Genomic DNA, 18,988 nt, shown 5'->3' with positions numbered 1-18,988 from the left:
TTCTTGACTAAGCCAGCCATACTCGCCCTTGCTGATGGCAGCATTTTTCGCGGCGAAGCCATTGGAGCCGACGGTCAAACCGTTGGTGAGGTGGTGTTCAACACCGCCATGACCGGCTATCAGGAAATCCTTACCGATCCTTCCTACGCCCAACAGATCGTTACCCTGACCTATCCGCACATCGGCAACACCGGTACTACACCGGAAGACGCCGAGTCTGATCGTGTCTGGTCGGCCGGTCTGGTGATTCGTGACCTGCCACTGGTTGCGAGCAACTGGCGTAACACGATGTCGCTGTCCGATTACCTGAAAGCCAACAACGTTGTGGCGATCGCCGGTATCGATACGCGCCGCCTCACGCGCATCCTGCGTGAAAAAGGCTCGCAGAACGGCTGCATCATGGTCGGTGAGAATATCTCCGAAGAGGCCGCGATTGCCGCAGCGCAAGGGTTCCCTGGCCTGAAGGGCATGGACCTGGCGAAAGTCGTCAGCGTCAAAGAGAAGTACGAATGGCGCTCCACTGTCTGGGACCTGAAGACCGACAGCCACGCGACTATCGAGGCCGCCGACTTGCCTTATCACGTTGTGGCCTACGACTACGGCGTGAAGTACAACATCCTGCGCATGCTGGTTGAGCGTGGCTGCCGCGTGACCGTGGTGCCGGCGCAAACCCCGGCCAGCGATGTACTCGCCCTGCAACCGGACGGCGTGTTCCTGTCCAACGGCCCTGGTGACCCGGAGCCATGCGACTACGCGATCCAGGCGATCAAGGACGTGCTGGAAACCGAGATCCCGGTATTCGGTATCTGCCTTGGCCACCAGTTGCTGGCCCTGGCCTCGGGCGCCAAGACCCTGAAAATGGGCCACGGTCACCACGGTGCCAACCACCCCGTGCAGGACCTGGACACCGGCGTTGTCATGATCACCAGCCAGAACCACGGTTTTGCGGTGGATGAGGCGAGCCTGCCTTCGAACGTGCGCGCGATTCACAAGTCGCTGTTCGACGGTTCCCTGCAAGGCATCGAGCGCACCGACAAGAGCGCGTTCAGCTTCCAGGGTCACCCTGAAGCCAGCCCGGGCCCGAACGACGTAGCGCCGCTGTTCGACCGTTTCATCAATGAGATGGCCAAGCGACGCTGACTGAGCGGCCTGCGGGTGGTCCCGAATTTCGGTGGCTCCCGCAGGCTCTTCAAAGAATGTTCAAGACGGCTTGCCGACTGACCTGCGGATTTGAGTGACAAACCCATGCCAAAACGTACAGACATAAAAAGCATCCTGATTCTCGGCGCTGGCCCGATCGTGATCGGCCAGGCCTGCGAATTCGACTACTCCGGCGCCCAGGCCTGTAAAGCCCTGCGCGAGGAGGGTTACCGCGTCATCCTGGTGAACTCCAACCCGGCCACCATCATGACCGACCCGGCCATGGCCGATGCCACCTACATCGAACCGATTAAATGGCAGACCGTTGCCAAGATCATCGAGAAAGAGCGTCCGGACGCGCTGTTGCCCACCATGGGCGGCCAGACCGCACTGAACTGCGCCCTGGACCTGGAGCGCGAAGGCGTCCTGGAGAAGTTCGGCGTCGAGATGATCGGTGCCAACGCCGACACCATCGACAAGGCTGAAGACCGTTCGCGTTTCGACAAGGCGATGAAGTCCATCGGCCTTGATTGCCCGCGCTCCGGTATCGCCCACAGCATGGAAGAGGCCAACGCGGTTCTCGAAAAGCTGGGCTTCCCGTGCATTATCCGTCCGTCCTTCACCATGGGCGGCACCGGTGGTGGCATCGCCTACAACCGTGAAGAGTTCGAAGAAATCTGCGCCCGTGGCCTGGACCTGTCGCCGACCAAAGAGCTGCTGATCGACGAATCCCTGATCGGCTGGAAAGAATACGAGATGGAGGTTGTCCGCGATAAGAAGGACAACTGCATCATCGTCTGCTCCATCGAAAACTTCGACCCGATGGGTGTGCACACCGGTGACTCGATCACCGTTGCGCCGGCGCAGACCCTGACGGACAAGGAATACCAGATCATGCGTAACGCCTCGTTGGCGGTACTGCGTGAAATCGGCGTGGAAACCGGTGGTTCCAACGTTCAGTTCGGCATCTGCCCGGATACCGGCCGCATGGTCGTGATCGAGATGAACCCGCGTGTATCGCGTTCTTCGGCGCTGGCATCGAAAGCCACCGGCTTCCCGATTGCGCGTATCGCGGCCAAGCTGGCGATCGGTTACACCCTGGACGAGTTGCAAAACGAAATCACCGGCGGCGCCATGCCGGCGTCTTTCGAGCCGTCTATCGACTACGTCGTGACCAAGCTGCCGCGTTTTGCCTTCGAGAAATTCGCCAAGGCCGATGCGCGCCTGACCACTCAGATGAAGTCGGTCGGTGAAGTCATGGCCATCGGCCGTACGTTCCAGGAATCCCTGCAGAAAGCCCTGCGCGGCCTGGAAGTCGGCGTGTGCGGCCTGGACGAGAAGCTCGACCTGAGCAACCCGGAAAGCATGAGCATCCTCAAGCGCGAGCTGACCGTGCCGGGCGCCGAGCGTATCTGGTACGTGGCTGACGCCTTCCGTGCCGGCCTGAGCGTCGAAGATATCTTCGGCATGAACATGATCGACCCGTGGTTCCTGGTGCAGATCGAAGACCTGATCAAGGAAGAAGAGAAGGTCAAGACCCTCGGCCTGTCGTCCATCGACCGCGACCTGATGTTCCGCCTCAAGCGCAAAGGCTTCTCCGATCAGCGTCTGGCCAAGCTGCTGGGTGTGACCGAGAAAAACCTGCGTACCCATCGCCACAAGCTGGATATCTTCCCGGTCTACAAGCGCGTTGATACCTGCGCCGCCGAGTTCGCCACCGACACTGCGTACATGTACTCCACCTATGAGGAAGAGTGCGAAGCTGCGCCGTCGGATCGCGACAAGATCATCATCCTCGGTGGCGGCCCGAACCGTATCGGCCAAGGCATCGAGTTTGACTATTGCTGCGTACACGCCGCTCTCGCCCTGCGCGAAGACGGGTACGAGACCATCATGGTCAACTGCAACCCGGAAACGGTTTCCACTGACTACGACACGTCCGACCGCCTGTACTTCGAGCCGGTGACACTGGAAGACGTACTGGAAATCTGCCGCGTCGAGAAGCCAAAAGGCGTGATCGTCCAGTACGGCGGCCAAACCCCGCTGAAACTGGCGCGTGCCCTGGAAGCCGCTGGCGTGCCGATCATCGGTACCAGCCCGGATGCCATCGACCGTGCAGAAGACCGTGAGCGCTTCCAGCAGATGGTCGAGCGCCTGAACCTGCGTCAGCCGCCGAACGCCACCGTGCGCAGCGAAGACGAAGCCATCCGTGCAGCCAGCAAGATCGGTTACCCGCTGGTGGTGCGTCCGTCCTACGTACTGGGCGGCCGCGCGATGGAAATCGTCTACGAAGAAGAAGAGCTCAAGCGCTACCTGCGTGATGCGGTGAAAGTCTCCAACGACAGCCCGGTGCTGCTCGACCACTTCCTCAACTGCGCCATCGAAATGGACGTGGACGCGGTGTGCGACGGTACCGACGTGGTGATCGGCGCGATCATGCAGCACATCGAACAGGCGGGCGTTCACTCCGGTGACTCCGCGTGCTCGCTGCCGCCGTACTCGCTGCCGGCGCACATCCAGGACGAGATGCGCGAACAGGTCAAGAAAATGGCCCTGGAACTGGGTGTGGTCGGCCTGATGAACGTGCAGTTGGCGCTGCAAGGCGAAGACATCTACGTCATCGAAGTCAACCCGCGCGCTTCGCGTACCGTACCGTTCGTGTCCAAGTGCATCGGTGTGTCCCTGGCCATGATCGCTGCGCGCGTGATGGCCGGTAAGACCCTGAAGGAAATCGGCTTCACCAAGGAAATCATTCCGAACTTCTACAGCGTGAAAGAGGCGGTGTTCCCATTCGCCAAATTCCCTGGGGTGGACCCGATCCTGGGCCCGGAAATGAAGTCCACCGGTGAAGTGATGGGCGTGGGCGACACCTTCGGCGAAGCCTTCGCCAAGGCCCAGATGGGCGCCAGCGAAGTGCTGCCGACCGGCGGTACTGCGTTTATCAGCGTGCGCGATGACGACAAGCCACTGGTTGCGGGTGTGGCCCGTGATCTGATCAACTTGGGCTTCGAAGTCGTGGCTACCGCCGGGACCGCCAAGCTGATCGAAGCTGCCGGCCTGAAAGTACGCCGCGTGAACAAAGTGACGGAGGGCCGTCCGCACGTGGTCGACATGATCAAGAATGACGAAGTCACCCTGATCATCAACACCACCGAAGGTCGCCAGTCGATCGCGGACTCCTACTCCATTCGTCGTAATGCCTTGCAGCACAAGATCTACTGCACCACCACCATTGCTGCTGGCGAAGCCATCTGCGAAGCGCTCAAGTTCGGTCCGGAAAAGACCGTGCGTCGCTTGCAGGATCTACACGCAGGATTGAAGGCATGAGCATAACCAAATACCCGATGACCGTTCAGGGCGCTCGCGCCCTGGAAGAGGAGCACGCCCATCTGACCAAAGTCGTACGTCCAAAGCTGAGCCAGGACATCGGTACGGCCCGCGAGTTGGGTGACTTGAAGGAAAACGCCGAATACCACGCTGCTCGCGAGCAGCAGGGTATGGTCGAGGCGCGGATCCGTGATATCGAAGGCCGCATGCAGAATGCGGTGATCATCGACGTCACGACCATCCCGCATACCGGCAAGGTGATTTTTGGCACCACGGTGGAAATCGCCAACGTCGAGACCGATGAGCGCGTTGTTTATCACATCGTGGGCGAAGACGAGGCTGACTTCAAACTCGGCAAGATCTCCGTCGGTTCACCGCTTGCCCGTGCCTTGATTGCCAAGGAAGAAGGGGACGTGGTGTCTGTGAAAACCCCCGGCGGCGTGATCGAGTACGAGATTGTTGAAGTTCGTCACATCTGAAAGACGGCGCCCGCTTCGTGCGGGCGCCATGCTTTGGCAGCTCTCCCAGATGCTTTGGGTGGGTGGCCTGTGGTTGTTGCACATTGGCGTGCTGCCAGCGCTGGGTTTGATTGGCCTGGCACCGCTGCTGATCGATGAGATCGACGAATTGCTCAGTGCGTTGCTGGTGGCTTTTGCGGCGGCGTGCGTGACCCTCCAGGCATTAGTGCTGGTCAAGGCTGAAGGCCTGGGGAGTTTGTGGCGGGATATTCGCGGCCAACTGCTATTGATGGCGCTGTATGCGTGCGCAATGTATTGCGTCGTGCATGTCTGGCTGCCGCAAGCGTTGCGCTGGCAGCTATTCAGTTATCTTGTGCTAGGGTTCTCCGGCCTGGTGCTGGTTATACAGCCCGCACCGGGATGGAGTGGCGGGGCGCGCGAAGCACGCCCCTGACCCTTGTCATCATTTGAAGCGATGAACGTTCGACAGTTGCTTGTTGACGCTGAAATTCTTGCGATACAGCAGCGCCATCTTGCCGATAACCTGAACCAGGTCCGCCTTGCCCACCTTGCACAATTCTGCAACGGCGGCCAGGCGCGCTTCGCGATCAAGGATATTGACCTTGATCTTGATCAGTTCATGATCATTGAGTGCGCGTTCGAATTCGGCTAACACACCTTCAGTCAAACCGTTGTCTGCCACAATCAGAACTGGTTTCAGATGGTGGCCAATGGATTTGTACTGTTTCTTCTGCTCTTGAGTGAGCGGCATAATCTGACCCCTGCGTCTGATCTTGTAAAAAGCGGCGGCCAGTTTACCCGAGCGAGTCCGGGACCGCCCAGTTAATCACGACCCGTTTTATTTTCGAGGTGGCCCGTGGCCCGTTCCAAAACCAGCCTTAAGTGGCTACAAGAGCATTTCAACGATCCTTACGTCAAAAAGGCGCAGAAGGACGGCTACCGTTCCCGGGCCAGCTACAAATTGCTGGAGATCCAGGACAAGGACAAATTGATCCGTCCCGGCATGAGCGTTATTGACCTGGGCGCGGCCCCGGGTGGCTGGTCCCAGGTGACCAGTCGTCTGATTGGTGGGCAGGGCCGCTTGATCGCTTCAGACATCCTGGAGATGGACAGCATCCCGGATGTGACCTTTGTTCATGGTGATTTCACCCAGGACACCGTGCTCGCAGAGATTCTTGAGGCGGTGGGAAATTCGCAGGTAGACCTTGTGATTTCCGACATGGCCCCCAATATGAGTGGATTACCGGCCGTCGATATGCCGCGTGCCATGTTCCTGTGTGAACTGGCGCTGGACCTGGCGGGTCGGGTACTGCGTCCTGGTGGTGATTTCCTGGTGAAAGTCTTCCAGGGCGAAGGGTTTGACGAGTACCACAAGAACATCCGCAAGCTGTTCGACAAGGTGCAGACACGCAAGCCTGACTCTTCCCGGGACAGGTCTCGGGAGCAATACCTGCTCTGTCGCGGCTTTCGCGGCGTTGAAGGCGCGGCGAGCGAAGAGCGTTTTTGAGAGATTCGAGGAGGGCGATAGGTTTTTTTATATCGCTTTCGTCATGAAGCTTTACGATTATTGTGTAGTCAAAGTTTCACAAAGGGTTACAGACGGCGCCTGCCAGTGGTGTAGGTAATGTAGTAAGTTAGGCCGGTGAATATCATGCGAAGCGCGCGCCAGTAGCGGAGCTTGCTTCAGAGGGTAGTTAATTGAACGATATGGCAAAGAATCTGATCCTGTGGTTGATCATCGCGGCTGTCCTGGTGACGGTGATGAACAACTTCTCCAGCCCTAACGAGCCGCAGACCCTCAACTATTCCGACTTCATCCAGCAAGTTAAGGATGGCAAGGTCGAGCGCGTGGCGGTTGATGGCTACGTGATTACCGGCAAGCGTATTGATGGCGACAGCTTCAAGACCATTCGTCCGGCCATTCAGGACAACGGTCTGATCGGCGACCTGGTGGACAACAAGGTCGTTGTGGAAGGCAAGCAGCCTGAGCAGCAGAGCATCTGGACCCAGCTCCTGGTAGCCAGCTTCCCGATCCTGGTGATTATCGCCGTGTTCATGTTCTTCATGCGCCAGATGCAAGGGGGCGCGGGAGGCAAGGGCGGGCCGATGAGCTTCGGCAAGAGCAAGGCACGCCTGCTCTCCGAGGACCAGGTGAAAACCACCCTGGCGGATGTCGCCGGTTGCGACGAAGCCAAGGAAGAAGTCGGTGAGCTGGTCGAGTTCCTGCGTGATCCGGGCAAGTTCCAGCGCCTGGGCGGACGCATTCCTCGTGGCGTACTGATGGTCGGCCCTCCGGGTACCGGCAAAACCTTGTTGGCCAAGGCGATTGCCGGCGAAGCCAAGGTGCCGTTCTTCACCATTTCCGGTTCTGACTTTGTCGAGATGTTCGTCGGTGTCGGTGCCAGCCGTGTTCGCGATATGTTCGAACAGGCCAAGAAACACGCGCCATGCATCATCTTCATCGACGAAATCGATGCCGTGGGTCGCCATCGTGGCGCCGGCATGGGTGGCGGTCATGACGAGCGTGAGCAGACCCTCAACCAGTTGCTGGTGGAGATGGACGGTTTCGAGATGAATGACGGCATCATCGTCATCGCTGCAACCAACCGTCCTGACGTACTGGACCCTGCGCTGCTGCGTCCTGGCCGTTTCGACCGCCAGGTGGTGGTGGGCTTGCCGGACATCCGCGGTCGCGAACAGATCCTCAAGGTCCACATGCGTAAAGTGCCAATGGGCGACGACGTGGCCCCGGCCGTGATTGCCCGTGGTACCCCAGGCTTCTCCGGTGCTGATTTGGCCAACCTGGTCAACGAGGCTTCGTTGTTCGCAGCCCGTACCGGCAAGCGCATCGTTGAAATGAAAGAGTTCGAATTGGCCAAGGACAAGATCATGATGGGCGCAGAGCGCAAATCCATGGTCATGTCCGAGAAGGAAAAGCAGAACACTGCGTATCACGAAGCGGGTCACGCCATCGTGGGTCGAGTTGTGCCTGAGCATGACCCGGTCTACAAGGTCTCGATCATTCCACGTGGTCGTGCCTTGGGCGTGACGATGTTCCTGCCGGAAGAGGATCGTTACAGCCTCTCCAAGCGTGCGCTGATCAGCCAGATCTGTTCGCTGTACGGCGGTCGGATTGCGGAAGAGATGACGTTGGGCTTCGACGGTGTCACCACCGGCGCTTCCAACGACATCATGCGCGCCAGCCAGATCGCCCGGAACATGGTGACCAAGTGGGGTTTGTCGGAGAAACTCGGTCCGTTGATGTATGCCGAGGAAGAAGGCGAAGTATTCCTGGGGCGTGGCGGTGGCGGTCAAAGTGCCAGTTTTTCGGGCGAGACAGCCAAGCTGATCGACTCCGAGGTGCGCAGCATCATTGACCAGTGCTATGGCACGGCCAAGCAGATCCTCACCGACAACCGCGACAAGCTGGACGCGATGGCTGATGCGCTGATGAAATACGAGACTATTGATGCCGATCAGATCGACGACATCATGGCGGGGCGTACGCCTCGTGAGCCTCGCGATTGGGAAGGTGGTTCGGGTACCTCGGGCACTCCGCCAGTGGTGCAGAATGAACGTCCTGAAGCTCCGATCGGCGGCCCGGCGGCTGACCATTAAGGTTTGAAATGATTTCTGCGTCGTCCTCCACCCGGTTGCCTTGCGGCAACCGGGTTCTTGATTTGGCCCATACGCATGTCATGGGCATTCTTAATGTAACTCCCGACTCGTTTTCCGATGGCGGCCGCTTCAGTCAGCAGGATGCCGCGTTGCGTCATGCCGAGGCGATGGTGGCTGCCGGCGCGACGTTGATTGATGTCGGCGGCGAGTCGACTCGGCCGGGTGCCCGCGTTGTTTCTCCTGTGGAGGAACTGGAGCGGGTGGCGCCGATTGTCGAGCGCATTGCGCGCGAGCTGGATGTGATCATCTCGGTGGACACGTCAACGCCGGCGGTGATGCGGGAAACTGCACGCCTGGGAGCGGGCCTGATTAATGATGTGCGTTCGTTGCAGCGCGACGGTGCCCTCGACGCCGCAGCGGCGACCGGCCTGCCCGTGTGTCTGATGCATATGCTGGGAGAACCCGGCAATATGCAGGATAATCCGCACTACGACGACCTGGTTGGCGAGGTAAGCAGCTTCCTGGCTGACAGAGTCGCCCAGTGCGCGTCAGTGGGCATTGGCGCTGAAAAGATCATTCTCGATCCCGGGTTTGGCTTCGCCAAGACCCTGCAGCATAATTTAAGCCTGTTCAAGCATATGCAAGCCCTGCACGCCCTTGGTCGGCCTCTTCTGGTCGGTGTTTCGCGCAAGAGCATGATAGGGCAGGCCCTGAATCGCCCGGTGGGTGAGCGGCTGTATGGCGGCCTCGCGCTGGCTGCGCTTGCCATGACCAAGGGCGCTCGTATTTTGCGTGTGCATGATGTCGCCGAGACGGTGGACGTGGTGCGCATGATTGCCGCTGTAGAATCAGCCGAATAAGAATGATGGAGCACTCATGACTAAGAAATATTTTGGCACCGACGGTATTCGTGGTCGGGTCGGTGAATACCCGATTACCCCAGATTTCATGCTCAAGCTGGGTTGGGCGGCAGGCATGGCATTCCGCAGCATGGGCGCGTGCCGCATCCTGGTGGGCAAGGACACGCGTATTTCCGGCTACATGTTTGAATCCGCGCTGGAGGCAGGGTTGTCCGCCGCGGGTGCCGACGTGATGCTGCTGGGCCCCATGCCTACACCGGCGATCGCCTACCTGACGCGTACCTTTCATGCTCAAGCCGGTATCGTGATCAGTGCTTCGCACAATCCGCACGATGACAATGGCATCAAGTTTTTCTCGGGGCAGGGCACCAAGTTGCCGGACGAGATCGAGCTGATGATCGAAGAGCTGCTGGATGCGCCGATGACGGTGGTTGAGTCCAGCAAGCTGGGCAAGGTGTCGCGTATCAACGATGCCTCCGGTCGCTACATCGAATTCTGTAAAAGCAGCGTGCCGAGCAGCACCAATTTCGCCGGGCTGAAGATCGTCGTCGATTGTGCCCATGGTGCGACGTACAAGGTGGCGCCGAGTGTCTTCAAGGAGCTCGGTGCGCAAGTCACTGTGCTGTCGGCTCAGCCCAACGGGTTGAACATCAACGACAACTGCGGTTCCACGCACATGGAGCAGTTGCAGGCGGCGGTTCTGGCCGAGCATGCAGACCTGGGCATCGCCTTTGACGGCGATGGCGACCGCGTGTTGATGGTGGATCACACCGGCATGATCGTGGATGGCGACGACCTGCTGTTCATCATTGCCCGCGACTTGCATGAGCGTAACAAGCTGCAAGGGGGTGTCGTCGGTACGCTGATGAGTAACCTGGGGCTTGAATTGGCGTTGGCTGAACTGGGGATTCCCTTCATTCGCGCCAATGTCGGTGACCGTTACGTGATCGCCGAGTTGCTGGAGCGCAATTGGCTGATTGGTGGTGAAAACTCGGGGCATGTCGTTTGCTTCCAGCACACCACCACGGGCGACGCAATCATCGCCGCGCTGCAGGTGTTGCTGGCCTTGCGTCGTCGCGAAGAGAGCCTGGCGCAGGCGCGACAGGCGCTGCGCAAGTGCCCGCAGGTGCTGCTCAATGTGCGTTTCGGCGGTGGCGAAAATCCAATCGAGCACCCCTCTGTCAAGGAAGCGTGCGAGCGTGTAACCCAGGCAATGGCGGGGCGTGGGCGGGTGTTGTTGCGCAAGTCCGGCACAGAGCCTCTGGTGCGTGTCATGGTCGAAGGCGAGGACGAAACACAGGTTCGCGGCCATGCCGAAGACCTGGCAAAACTGGTAACTGAAGTTTGCGCCTGAATTCGGCTTGCCAGTGATGGTGTGGTTGGGTAACATCTGCGCCCACTTTGACCGACGGGGTACAGCATGCGTCGCACGATGGTAGCTGGTAACTGGAAGATGCACGGTACCCGCGCCAGTGTCGCTGAGCTGATCAATGGCCTTCGTCACCTGGCCTTGCCTGGCGATGTGGATGTTGCGGTTTTCCCGCCTTTCCTGCATGTCGGCCAAGTGGTTGATGGCTTGAAAGGTCAGTCGATTCAGGTCGGTGCGCAGAATTGCGCGGTGGAACCCGCCCAAGGTGCGTTGACTGGTGAGATTGCGCCGAGTCAGTTGGTTGATGCGGGTTGTGCCTATGTGCTTGTTGGGCACTCCGAGCGCCGCCAGTTGATGGGTGAAAGCGATCAGATGCTCAACCGCAAGTTCGCAGCGGCACAGGCTTGTGGCTTGATCCCGGTGTTGTGCATAGGGGAAACCCTTGAGCAACGCGAATCGGGCAAGACGCTTGAAGTTGTCTCGCGTCAGCTGGGCAGCATCATCGAGGAGCTGGGTGTTGGTGCGTTTGCAAAGGCAGTAATCGCTTACGAGCCGGTCTGGGCCATTGGTACCGGGCTGACTGCTACACCGCAACAGGCGCAGGATGTGCACGCCGCCATCCGCGCGCAGTTGGCGGCAGAAAATTCTGAAGTCGCACAAGGTGTGCGGCTTCTATACGGCGGCAGCGTGAAGGCGGCCAATGCGGTCGAACTGTTCGGCATGCCGGATATCGATGGGGGGCTCATTGGTGGAGCTTCCCTGAATGCAGATGAGTTCGGTGCGATCTGTCGCGCCGCGGGAAACTGAAAAAATGCTGGAAACAGTCGTAGTCGTTTTTCATCTGTTGGCTGCCCTGGGCGTAGTTGCCCTGGTTTTGTTGCAACAGGGTAAAGGTGCGGATGCTGGTGCGTCTTTCGGTGCAGGTGCTTCAAATACTGTATTCGGAAGCCAAGGTTCCTCTACCTTTCTTAGTAAGTTTACTGCTATACTTGCCGCCGGTTTCTTCATAACCAGCTTGGGGTTAGGTTACTTTGCTAAAGAGAAGGCTCATGTGCTGACTCAAGTAGGTTTGCCAAACCCAGCAGTGTTGGAAGTACCAAAAGCAAAACCGGCTTCTGATGATGTCCCGGTGCTTCAAGAGCAAAAGTCGGCTACTCCAGCGACTGACGTGCCTCCAGCTCAAGAGCAGAAGTAAGAAGGTTGTAAACGCTGTATTGCCGAGGTGGTGGAATTGGTAGACACGCAACCTTGAGGTGGTTGTGCCCATAGGGTGTAGGGGTTCGAGTCCCCTTCTCGGTACCAATTATCAGGAGAGCCCGCTGTTGCGGGCTTTCTTGTAGGTGGAAGGTTACATTGACCCTGTAAGGGATCGGTCGTATACTTCCGCCCCAGCTTTGTCGCGGGGTGGAGCAGTCTGGTAGCTCGTCGGGCTCATAACCCGAAGGTCGTCGGTTCAAATCCGGCCCCCGCAACCAGTTTTAGCGGAGCCCCTTTTAAGGGGCTTTTTGTTAGCTGGACACTTTCAACGCCGCTGTTCGACGGCGTTTCAAGGATGGGCGTTTCGCCCATTTTTTTATTTTGCACAGCATGCACATACATGCACGAGGGGGTTCAGGTGTCGAGCAAGCTAGAAGAGTTGCAGGCCTTGCTGGCCCCGGTGGTCGTGGCCCTAGGCTATGAATGCTGGGGTATTGAGTTTTCGGCTCAAGGTCGCCACTCAATGTTGCGCGTTTATATCGATAAAGAGGGCGGCGTGCTGGTGGACGATTGTGCAATTGTCAGCCGTCAGATCAGCGGTGTCCTGGATGTTGAAGATCCGATTTCCGTTGAATACACCCTTGAAGTTTCCTCGCCAGGCATGGAACGCCCACTGTTCACTATTGATCAGTTTGCAAAATTTGCCGGTGAACAAGTGAAGATCAAGCTGCGCTCCCCGTTCGAAGGGCGACGCAACTTTCAGGGCCTTCTGCGCGGTGTAGAAGAGCAGGATGTCGTGGTGCAGGTAGAAGACCACGAGTTCCTGTTGCCGATCGATATGATCGACAAGGCCAACATTATTCCCAGTTTTGACTGAGACGCGGATCCCGCGGATCCAATGGCTTGCGAAAGGCGAGGCGTACGATGAGCAAAGAAGTACTGCTGGTTGTTGAGTCGGTATCCAATGAAAAGGGCGTACCGGCAAACGTGATTTTTGAAGCGCTGGAGCTGGCCCTGGCCACTGCTACCAAAAAGCGTTTTGAAGATGAAGTTGATCTGCGTGTGGAAATCAACCGCCACACCGGTGCCTATGAGACTTTCCGTCGCTGGACGGTCGTCGAAGAAGCCGATCTTGATGATCCGGCGATTGAAACCTGGCCGAGCAAGGTTGCGCAAACGCACCCTGGCGCCAACGTCGGTGATGTCGTCGAAGAAAAGATCGAATCGATCGAGTTCGGCCGTATCGCTGCACAGACCGCCAAGCAGGTCATTGTGCAGAAGGTTCGCGAAGCCGAGCGTGCTCAAGTCGTTGACGCCTATCGCGAACGCCTGGGTGAAATCATCTCCGGTACCGTGAAAAAAGTAACCCGCGACAACGTGATCGTCGACCTGGGCAACAACGCCGAAGCGTTGCTGGCCCGTGAAGACATCATCTCTCGCGAAACCTTCCGTGTCGGCGTGCGCTTGCGTGCGCTGCTCAAGGAAATCCGCACCGAGAACCGCGGCCCTCAGTTGATCCTGTCGCGTACCGCGCCGGAAATGCTGATCGAGCTGTTCCGTATCGAAGTGCCGGAAATCGCCGAAGGCCTGATCGAAGTCATGGCTGCGTCCCGCGACCCGGGTTCGCGCGCCAAGATCGCGGTCCGTTCCAAGGACAAACGCATCGACCCGCAGGGCGCTTGCATTGGTATGCGCGGTTCGCGCGTCCAGGCAGTGTCGGGCGAATTGGGCGGTGAGCGTGTGGACATCGTGCTGTGGGACGATAACCCGGCGCAGTTCGTGATCAACGCCATGTCGCCGGCTGAAGTGGCGGCAATTATCGTTGACGAAGATGCCCATGCAATGGACATCGCCGTTGGCGCAGACAATCTGGCTCAGGCCATTGGTCGTGGTGGTCAGAACGTGCGTCTGGCCAGCCAACTGACCGGTTGGACCCTGAACGTGATGACCGAATCGGACATCCAGGCTAAGCAGCAAGCTGAAACCGGTGACATCCTGCGCAACTTTATCGAAGAGCTGGAAGTCGATGAAGATCTGGCGCAGGTGCTGGTAGATGAAGGCTTCACCAGCCTGGAAGAGATTGCCTACGTACCGTTGGAAGAAATGCTCAACATCGACGGCTTTGACGAAGACACCGTCAACGAGCTTCGCGCTCGGGCCAAGGATCGTTTGTTGACTAAAGCCATCGCTACTGAGGAAAAGCTGGCAGACGCCCATCCGGCCGAAGACCTGCTCTCGCTTGAGGGTATGGACAAGGATTTGGCGATGGAACTGGCGGTGCGCGGCGTAATTACCCGCGAAGACCTGGCCGAGCAGTCTATTGACGATCTGCTCGACATCGACGGCATTGACGAAGATCGTGCCGGCAAGTTGATCATGGCCGCCCGAGCCCATTGGTTCGAGTAATTAGGCGCGGCCTGAGGAGAGAAGTGCATGACGCAAGTCACGGTGAAACAACTGGCCGATGAGGTCAAAACACCGGTAGAGCGCCTGTTGCAGCAGATGCGTGAGGCAGGTCTGCCGCACACCGCCGCCGAGGAACATGTGAGCGACAGTGAGAAGCAGTCTTTGCTGACTCACTTGAAAAGCAGCCACAAGGCGAAAGTGGAAGAACCGCGCAAGATTACATTGCAGCGCAAAACTACCAGCACCCTGCGTGTTGCAGGTAGCAAGAGCATCAGCGTTGAAGTACGCAAGAAGAAAGTCTTCGTACAGCGCAGCCCGGAAGAAATCGAAGCCGAGCGCAAACGCGAGCTGGATGAACGTCGCGCAGTAGAAAATGCTGCTCGTCAGAAGGCTGAAGAAGAAGCCAAGCGTCGCGCCGAAGAAGAAGCGCGTCGCCAGCCTGCTGCTGCGCAACCTGCCAGCACTGAAGCGGTCGCCGCTCCTGTTGAAGCGGTGCGTGAGGCTGCCCCGGTGGCTGCCGCACCTGCTCCTGCAGCAGATCGCAAGCGCGACGAACCTCGTCGTCCGGACAAACCACGTGCCGACGATAACAATCGTCGCGGTGGTGGCGGTGATGGCGAGCGTAAAAACGCTCCGCATCGCGCCTCGGTCAAAGAGAAAGCGCCTGCGCCACGCGTTGCCCCACGTACCACCGACGAAGAAAGCGACAGCTTCCGTCGTGGTGGTCGCGGCAAGGCCAAGCTGAAAAAGCGCAATGCCCACGGTTTCCAGAGCCCAACCGGCCCGGTCGTGCGTGATGTGCAGATCGGCGAGACCATCACCGTTGGCGATCTTGCCAATCAGATGTCGGTCAAGGCGGCTGAAATCATCAAGTTCATGTTCAAACTGGGTACCCCAGCGACCATCAACCAGGTGCTTGATCAGGAAACTGCTCAACTGGTAGCCGAAGAACTGGGCCACAAAGTGACCCTGGTCAGCGACACCGCCCTGGAAGATTCCCTGGCCGAGTCCCTGAAGTTTGAAGGTGAGACGTTCTCCCGTGCGCCGGTCGTGACCGTAATGGGCCACGTTGACCATGGTAAGACGTCGCTGCTCGACTACATCCGTCGTGCCAAGGTAGCGGCTGGCGAAGCCGGTGGTATCACCCAGCACATCGGTGCGTACCACGTTGAAACCGAGCGCGGCATGGTCACCTTCCTCGACACCCCGGGTCACGCCGCGTTTACCGCAATGCGTGCCCGTGGTGCCAAGGCGACCGACATCGTGATCCTGGTGGTTGCAGCGGACGACGGCGTAATGCCGCAGACCATTGAAGCTGTCCAGCACGCCAAGGCCGCCGGTGTTCCACTGGTGGTTGCAGTGAACAAGATCGACAAGCCGGGCGCCGATCTCGATCGCATCCGTAGCGAACTGTCGGTTCACGGCGTGACGTCCGAAGAGTGGGGCGGTGATACGCCGTTCGTTTCGGTCTCGGCCAAAGTCGGTACCGGTGTGGACGAACTGCTCGAAGCGGTGCTGCTGCAAGCCGAAGTACTCGAACTGAAAGCAACCCCATCGGCCCCAGGCCGCGGTGTTGTGGTTGAATCGCGTCTCGACAAGGGTCGTGGCCCGGTTGCTACCGTACTGGTTCAAGACGGTACCCTGCGCCAAGGCGACATGGTGCTGGTCGGTTCGAACTATGGCCGCGTGCGTGCCATGCTCGACGAGAACGGCAAGCCAATCAAGGAAGCCGGTCCTTCCATCCCTGTCGAGATCCTCGGCCTGGACGGTACCCCGGACGCTGGCGACGAGATGAGTGTGGTTGCCGACGAGAAGAAAGCCCGTGAAGTGGCTCTGTTCCGTCAAGGCAAGTTCCGCGAAGTCAAACTGGCTCGTGCTCACGCCGGCAAGCTGGAAAACATCTTCGAGAACATGGGCCAGGCAGAGAAGAAGACGCTCAACATCGTCCTCAAATCTGACGTACGTGGTTCCCTCGAAGCGTTGAACGGCGCCTTGAACGGCCTGGGTAACGACGAAGTGCAAGTGCGCGTTGTCGGTGGCGGTGTCGGTGGTATCACCGAATCCGACGCCAACCTGGCGCTGGCTTCCAACGCTGTACTGTTCGGCTTCAACGTGCGTGCCGATGCCGGCGCTCGCAAGATCGTCGAGCAGGAAGGCCTGGACATGCGTTACTACAACGTCATCTACGACATCATCGAAGACGTCAAGAAAGCCCTTACCGGCATGCTTGGCAGTGACGTCCGGGAGAACATCCTGGGTATCGCCGAGGTGCGTGACGTGTTCCGCTCGCCGAAATTCGGCGCGATCGCCGGTTGCATGGTTATCGAAGGTACGGTGCACCGTAACCGTCCAATCCGTGTACTGCGTGAAGACATCGTTATCTTCGAAGGCGAGCTGGAATCCCTGCGCCGCTTCAAGGATGACGCTTCCGAAGTACGTGCCGGCATGGAATGCGGTATCGGCGTCAAGAGCTACAACGACGTCAAGCCTGGCGACAAGATCGAAGTCTACGAGAAGGTTCAGGTTGCTCGCAGCCTCTAACTCGCGCACTTCCGGAGCCACGCCGCGTGTGGGCATGCAGATGCCCCGCGTAGCGTACGGACTCTAAACGCAACGCCCGGTCTGGCTTTTGTCAGGCCGGGCGTTTGCCGCTTTCAGACCCCACGGGTTTCACCGTGTGGCAGTAACAGGTAACAAGACATGGCAAAAGAATACAGCCGTACCCAGCGTATCGGCGATCAGATGCAGCGCGAGCTGGCTCAACTGATCCGTCGCGAAGTCAAAGACCCGCGCGTTGGCCTGGTCACCATCACCGCCGTTGAAGTGAGCCGTGACGTGGGTCACGCCAAGATCTTCATCACCGTGATGGGCCAGGACAACAGCGAAGAAATCGCGCAAAGCATCAAGGTGCTCAACGCCGCCGCAGGTTTCCTGCGCATGCAGTTGGCCCGTGAAATGAAGTTGCGCAGCGTTCCCCAGTTGCACTTCCACTACGACGAAAGCGTCGTGCGTGGCGCGCACCTGTCGGCATTGATCGAGCGCGCCGTGGCTGAAGACAGCCAGCATCCGTCCACACCTGAAGACGCCAAGGAGTAAGCGGTGGCTCAGGTCAAACGTATCCGCCGTAACGTCAGTGGCATCATTCTGCTCGACAAACCTATTGGCTTTACCTCCAATGCTGCGTTGCAGAAGGTCCGCTGGCTGCTCAATGCCGAGAAGGCCGGGCACACCGGCAGCCTCGATCCCCTGGCCACCGGCGTACTGCCGTTGTGCTTTGGCGAGGCGACCAAGTTCTCGCAATACCTGCTCGATTCCGACAAGGGTTATGAAACCCTGATGCAACTGGGCAAGACCACCACCACGGCCGATGCTGAAGGTGATGTCCTTCAGGTTCGCGATGTGACCGTTGGTCGTGCCGATATTGAAGCCGCCTTACCCGCTTTCCGTGGGCAAATCAGCCAGATACCGCCGATGTACTCGGCGCTCAAGCGTGATGGCCAGCCTCTTTACAAGCTGGCGCGTGCCGGTGAAGTGGTGGAGCGCGAACCGCGTTCTGTTACTATTGCCCGGCTGGAATTGCTCGCCTGTGAAGGTGACACTGCCCGATTGGCGGTGGACTGCAGCAAAGGCACCTATATCCGCACCCTGGTGGAAGATATTGGTGAGCAGCTGGGTTGTGGCGCATACGTTGCCGAACTGCGACGTACACAGGCCGGCCCTTTCACCCTGGCCCAGACGGTCACGCTGGAAGAGCTCGAAGCGGTACATGCCGAAGGCGGTAATGAGGCGGTTGATCGCTTCCTGATGCCATCGGACAGCGGTTTGCTGGATTGGCCATTGCTGCACTTTTCGGAGCACAGCGCGTTCTACTGGCTCAACGGCCAGCCGGTACGCGCCCCGGATGCCCCGAAATTCGGCATGGTGCGAGTACAGGATCATAACGGTCGCTTTATCGGTATCGGTGAAGTGAGCGAAGACGGGCGCATCGCGCCGCGTCGACTGATTCGGTCAGAATGACCGAACGAGTGTGGCTGTTAACAGGCATGGTCAACACTCATTTTTAGATACAGGGATTTGTCCCTGGCCTGTTGAAACCGCCCTTTGGGTGGTTTCCTGAAAAAAGGATTGCCTCATGGCTCTCGACGTTCAAGAAAAAGCACAAATCGTAGCTGACTATCAGCAAGCTGTTGGTGACACTGGTTCGCCAGAAGTGCAAGTTGCACTGCTGACCCACAACATCAACAAACTGCAAGGTCACTTCAAGGCCAACGGTAAAGATCACCACTCCCGTCGTGGTCTGATCCGCATGGTAAACCAGCGCCGTAAGCTGCTGGACTACCTGAAAGGCAAGGATCTGGGTCGTTATCAGGCTCTGATCGGTCGCCTGGGTCTGCGTCGCTAATCAGCGATTGCGCTAGAGGTTGGTTGTCTGCCGTGTGTCAGTGGGATTCCCGCTGGCCCATGGCAGGCTCCCAGCCTCAAGTTTTATCTGGATACACGTTTTACCCTGGACAAGGGTTGGGCCGATTCCCGACGTTGCCCAAGAATTTCGCAAGAAGACAAGTTCCCCAAGAGCCACAAAGAAGGTAGGA

At 58.5% G+C, this 18,988-nt stretch carries 17 protein-coding genes and 2 tRNA genes; 18 read left to right on the top strand and 1 reads right to left on the bottom strand.

What is annotated here, in order from left to right; all coding sequences use genetic code 11:
• Nucleotides 1-3: 3 nt before the first annotated feature.
• From carA to BFP96_RS26345, 4 genes are all read left to right on the top strand, one after another.
• Nucleotides 4-1,140 carry a glutamine-hydrolyzing carbamoyl-phosphate synthase small subunit gene (gene carA, locus BFP96_RS26360; protein WP_057725011.1) on the top strand — a complete coding sequence of 379 codons (1,137 nt, stop codon included), beginning with the start codon at nucleotides 4-6 and terminating at the stop codon, nucleotides 1,138-1,140.
• 105 nt (nucleotides 1,141-1,245) lie between these two features.
• On the top strand, nucleotides 1,246-4,467 hold the full coding sequence (gene carB / locus BFP96_RS26355) for a carbamoyl-phosphate synthase large subunit (protein WP_065892261.1): 3,222 nt from the start codon (nucleotides 1,246-1,248) through the stop codon (nucleotides 4,465-4,467).
• Nucleotides 4,468-4,469: 2 nt separating this feature from the next.
• Nucleotides 4,470-4,946: a transcription elongation factor GreA gene (gene greA / locus BFP96_RS26350; protein ID WP_057725061.1), complete on the top strand. Its 477-nt coding sequence runs from the start codon at nucleotides 4,470-4,472 to the stop codon at nucleotides 4,944-4,946.
• A 28-nt stretch (nucleotides 4,947-4,974) separates the two neighbouring features.
• Nucleotides 4,975-5,379 carry an MFS transporter gene (locus BFP96_RS26345; protein ID WP_065892262.1) on the top strand — a complete coding sequence of 135 codons (405 nt, stop codon included), beginning with the start codon at nucleotides 4,975-4,977 and terminating at the stop codon, nucleotides 5,377-5,379.
• Between the two features lie 9 nt (nucleotides 5,380-5,388).
• On the opposite strand, the gene BFP96_RS26340 is transcribed toward BFP96_RS26345, so the two are convergent.
• Nucleotides 5,389-5,697, bottom strand: a complete 309-nt coding sequence (locus BFP96_RS26340) for a YhbY family RNA-binding protein (protein ID WP_003176146.1) — start codon at nucleotides 5,695-5,697, stop codon at nucleotides 5,389-5,391.
• Nucleotides 5,698-5,802: 105 nt separating this feature from the next.
• Between BFP96_RS26340 and rlmE the strand changes: the two genes are divergently transcribed.
• From rlmE to rpsO, 14 genes are all read left to right on the top strand, one after another.
• Entirely contained in the window at nucleotides 5,803-6,453 is a 651-nt protein-coding gene (gene rlmE / locus BFP96_RS26335; protein WP_065892263.1) for a 23S rRNA (uridine(2552)-2'-O)-methyltransferase RlmE, read from the top strand.
• Between the two features lie 200 nt (nucleotides 6,454-6,653).
• Complete coding sequence (gene ftsH / locus BFP96_RS26330; protein ID WP_057725015.1) at nucleotides 6,654-8,564, top strand: ATP-dependent zinc metalloprotease FtsH; 1,911 nt, start codon at nucleotides 6,654-6,656, stop codon at nucleotides 8,562-8,564.
• Between the two features lie 8 nt (nucleotides 8,565-8,572).
• On the top strand, nucleotides 8,573-9,424 hold the full coding sequence (folP, locus tag BFP96_RS26325) for a dihydropteroate synthase (protein WP_065937306.1): 852 nt from the start codon (nucleotides 8,573-8,575) through the stop codon (nucleotides 9,422-9,424).
• A gap of 16 nt (nucleotides 9,425-9,440) precedes the next feature.
• Nucleotides 9,441-10,778, top strand: a complete 1,338-nt coding sequence (glmM, locus tag BFP96_RS26320) for a phosphoglucosamine mutase (protein ID WP_065937305.1) — start codon at nucleotides 9,441-9,443, stop codon at nucleotides 10,776-10,778.
• A gap of 66 nt (nucleotides 10,779-10,844) precedes the next feature.
• Nucleotides 10,845-11,600: a triose-phosphate isomerase gene (gene tpiA / locus BFP96_RS26315; RefSeq protein WP_057725018.1), complete on the top strand. Its 756-nt coding sequence runs from the start codon at nucleotides 10,845-10,847 to the stop codon at nucleotides 11,598-11,600.
• 4 nt (nucleotides 11,601-11,604) lie between these two features.
• Complete coding sequence (gene secG, locus BFP96_RS26310) at nucleotides 11,605-11,988, top strand: preprotein translocase subunit SecG (RefSeq protein WP_010206600.1); 384 nt, start codon at nucleotides 11,605-11,607, stop codon at nucleotides 11,986-11,988.
• A 21-nt stretch (nucleotides 11,989-12,009) separates the two neighbouring features.
• Nucleotides 12,010-12,095: transfer RNA gene (locus BFP96_RS26305), tRNA-Leu, on the top strand.
• A 96-nt stretch (nucleotides 12,096-12,191) separates the two neighbouring features.
• Nucleotides 12,192-12,268 (top strand) — tRNA-Met (locus tag BFP96_RS26300).
• A 140-nt stretch (nucleotides 12,269-12,408) separates the two neighbouring features.
• Complete coding sequence (gene rimP, locus BFP96_RS26295) at nucleotides 12,409-12,867, top strand: ribosome maturation factor RimP (protein WP_003235029.1); 459 nt, start codon at nucleotides 12,409-12,411, stop codon at nucleotides 12,865-12,867.
• Between the two features lie 47 nt (nucleotides 12,868-12,914).
• The gene (gene nusA, locus BFP96_RS26290; protein ID WP_057725019.1) at nucleotides 12,915-14,396 is read left to right on the top strand and encodes a transcription termination factor NusA; all 1,482 of its coding nucleotides are present in this window, start codon (nucleotides 12,915-12,917) and stop codon (nucleotides 14,394-14,396) included.
• A 27-nt stretch (nucleotides 14,397-14,423) separates the two neighbouring features.
• Nucleotides 14,424-16,937: a translation initiation factor IF-2 gene (infB, locus tag BFP96_RS26285; RefSeq protein ID WP_065883943.1), complete on the top strand. Its 2,514-nt coding sequence runs from the start codon at nucleotides 14,424-14,426 to the stop codon at nucleotides 16,935-16,937.
• A gap of 159 nt (nucleotides 16,938-17,096) precedes the next feature.
• Entirely contained in the window at nucleotides 17,097-17,492 is a 396-nt protein-coding gene (gene rbfA / locus BFP96_RS26280; protein ID WP_065883945.1) for a 30S ribosome-binding factor RbfA, read from the top strand.
• A 3-nt stretch (nucleotides 17,493-17,495) separates the two neighbouring features.
• The gene (gene truB, locus BFP96_RS26275; RefSeq protein WP_003176136.1) at nucleotides 17,496-18,413 is read left to right on the top strand and encodes a tRNA pseudouridine(55) synthase TruB; all 918 of its coding nucleotides are present in this window, start codon (nucleotides 17,496-17,498) and stop codon (nucleotides 18,411-18,413) included.
• Between the two features lie 115 nt (nucleotides 18,414-18,528).
• The gene (gene rpsO, locus BFP96_RS26270; protein ID WP_003176135.1) at nucleotides 18,529-18,798 is read left to right on the top strand and encodes a 30S ribosomal protein S15; all 270 of its coding nucleotides are present in this window, start codon (nucleotides 18,529-18,531) and stop codon (nucleotides 18,796-18,798) included.
• Nucleotides 18,799-18,988 lie beyond the last annotated feature (190 nt).

The sequence above is a fragment of the Pseudomonas sp. 34 E 7 genome, assembly GCF_900005715.1.
Taxonomy (GTDB): domain Bacteria; phylum Pseudomonadota; class Gammaproteobacteria; order Pseudomonadales; family Pseudomonadaceae; genus Aquipseudomonas; species Aquipseudomonas orientalis_A.
This window is presented reverse-complemented; position numbering and strand designations above follow the sequence as displayed.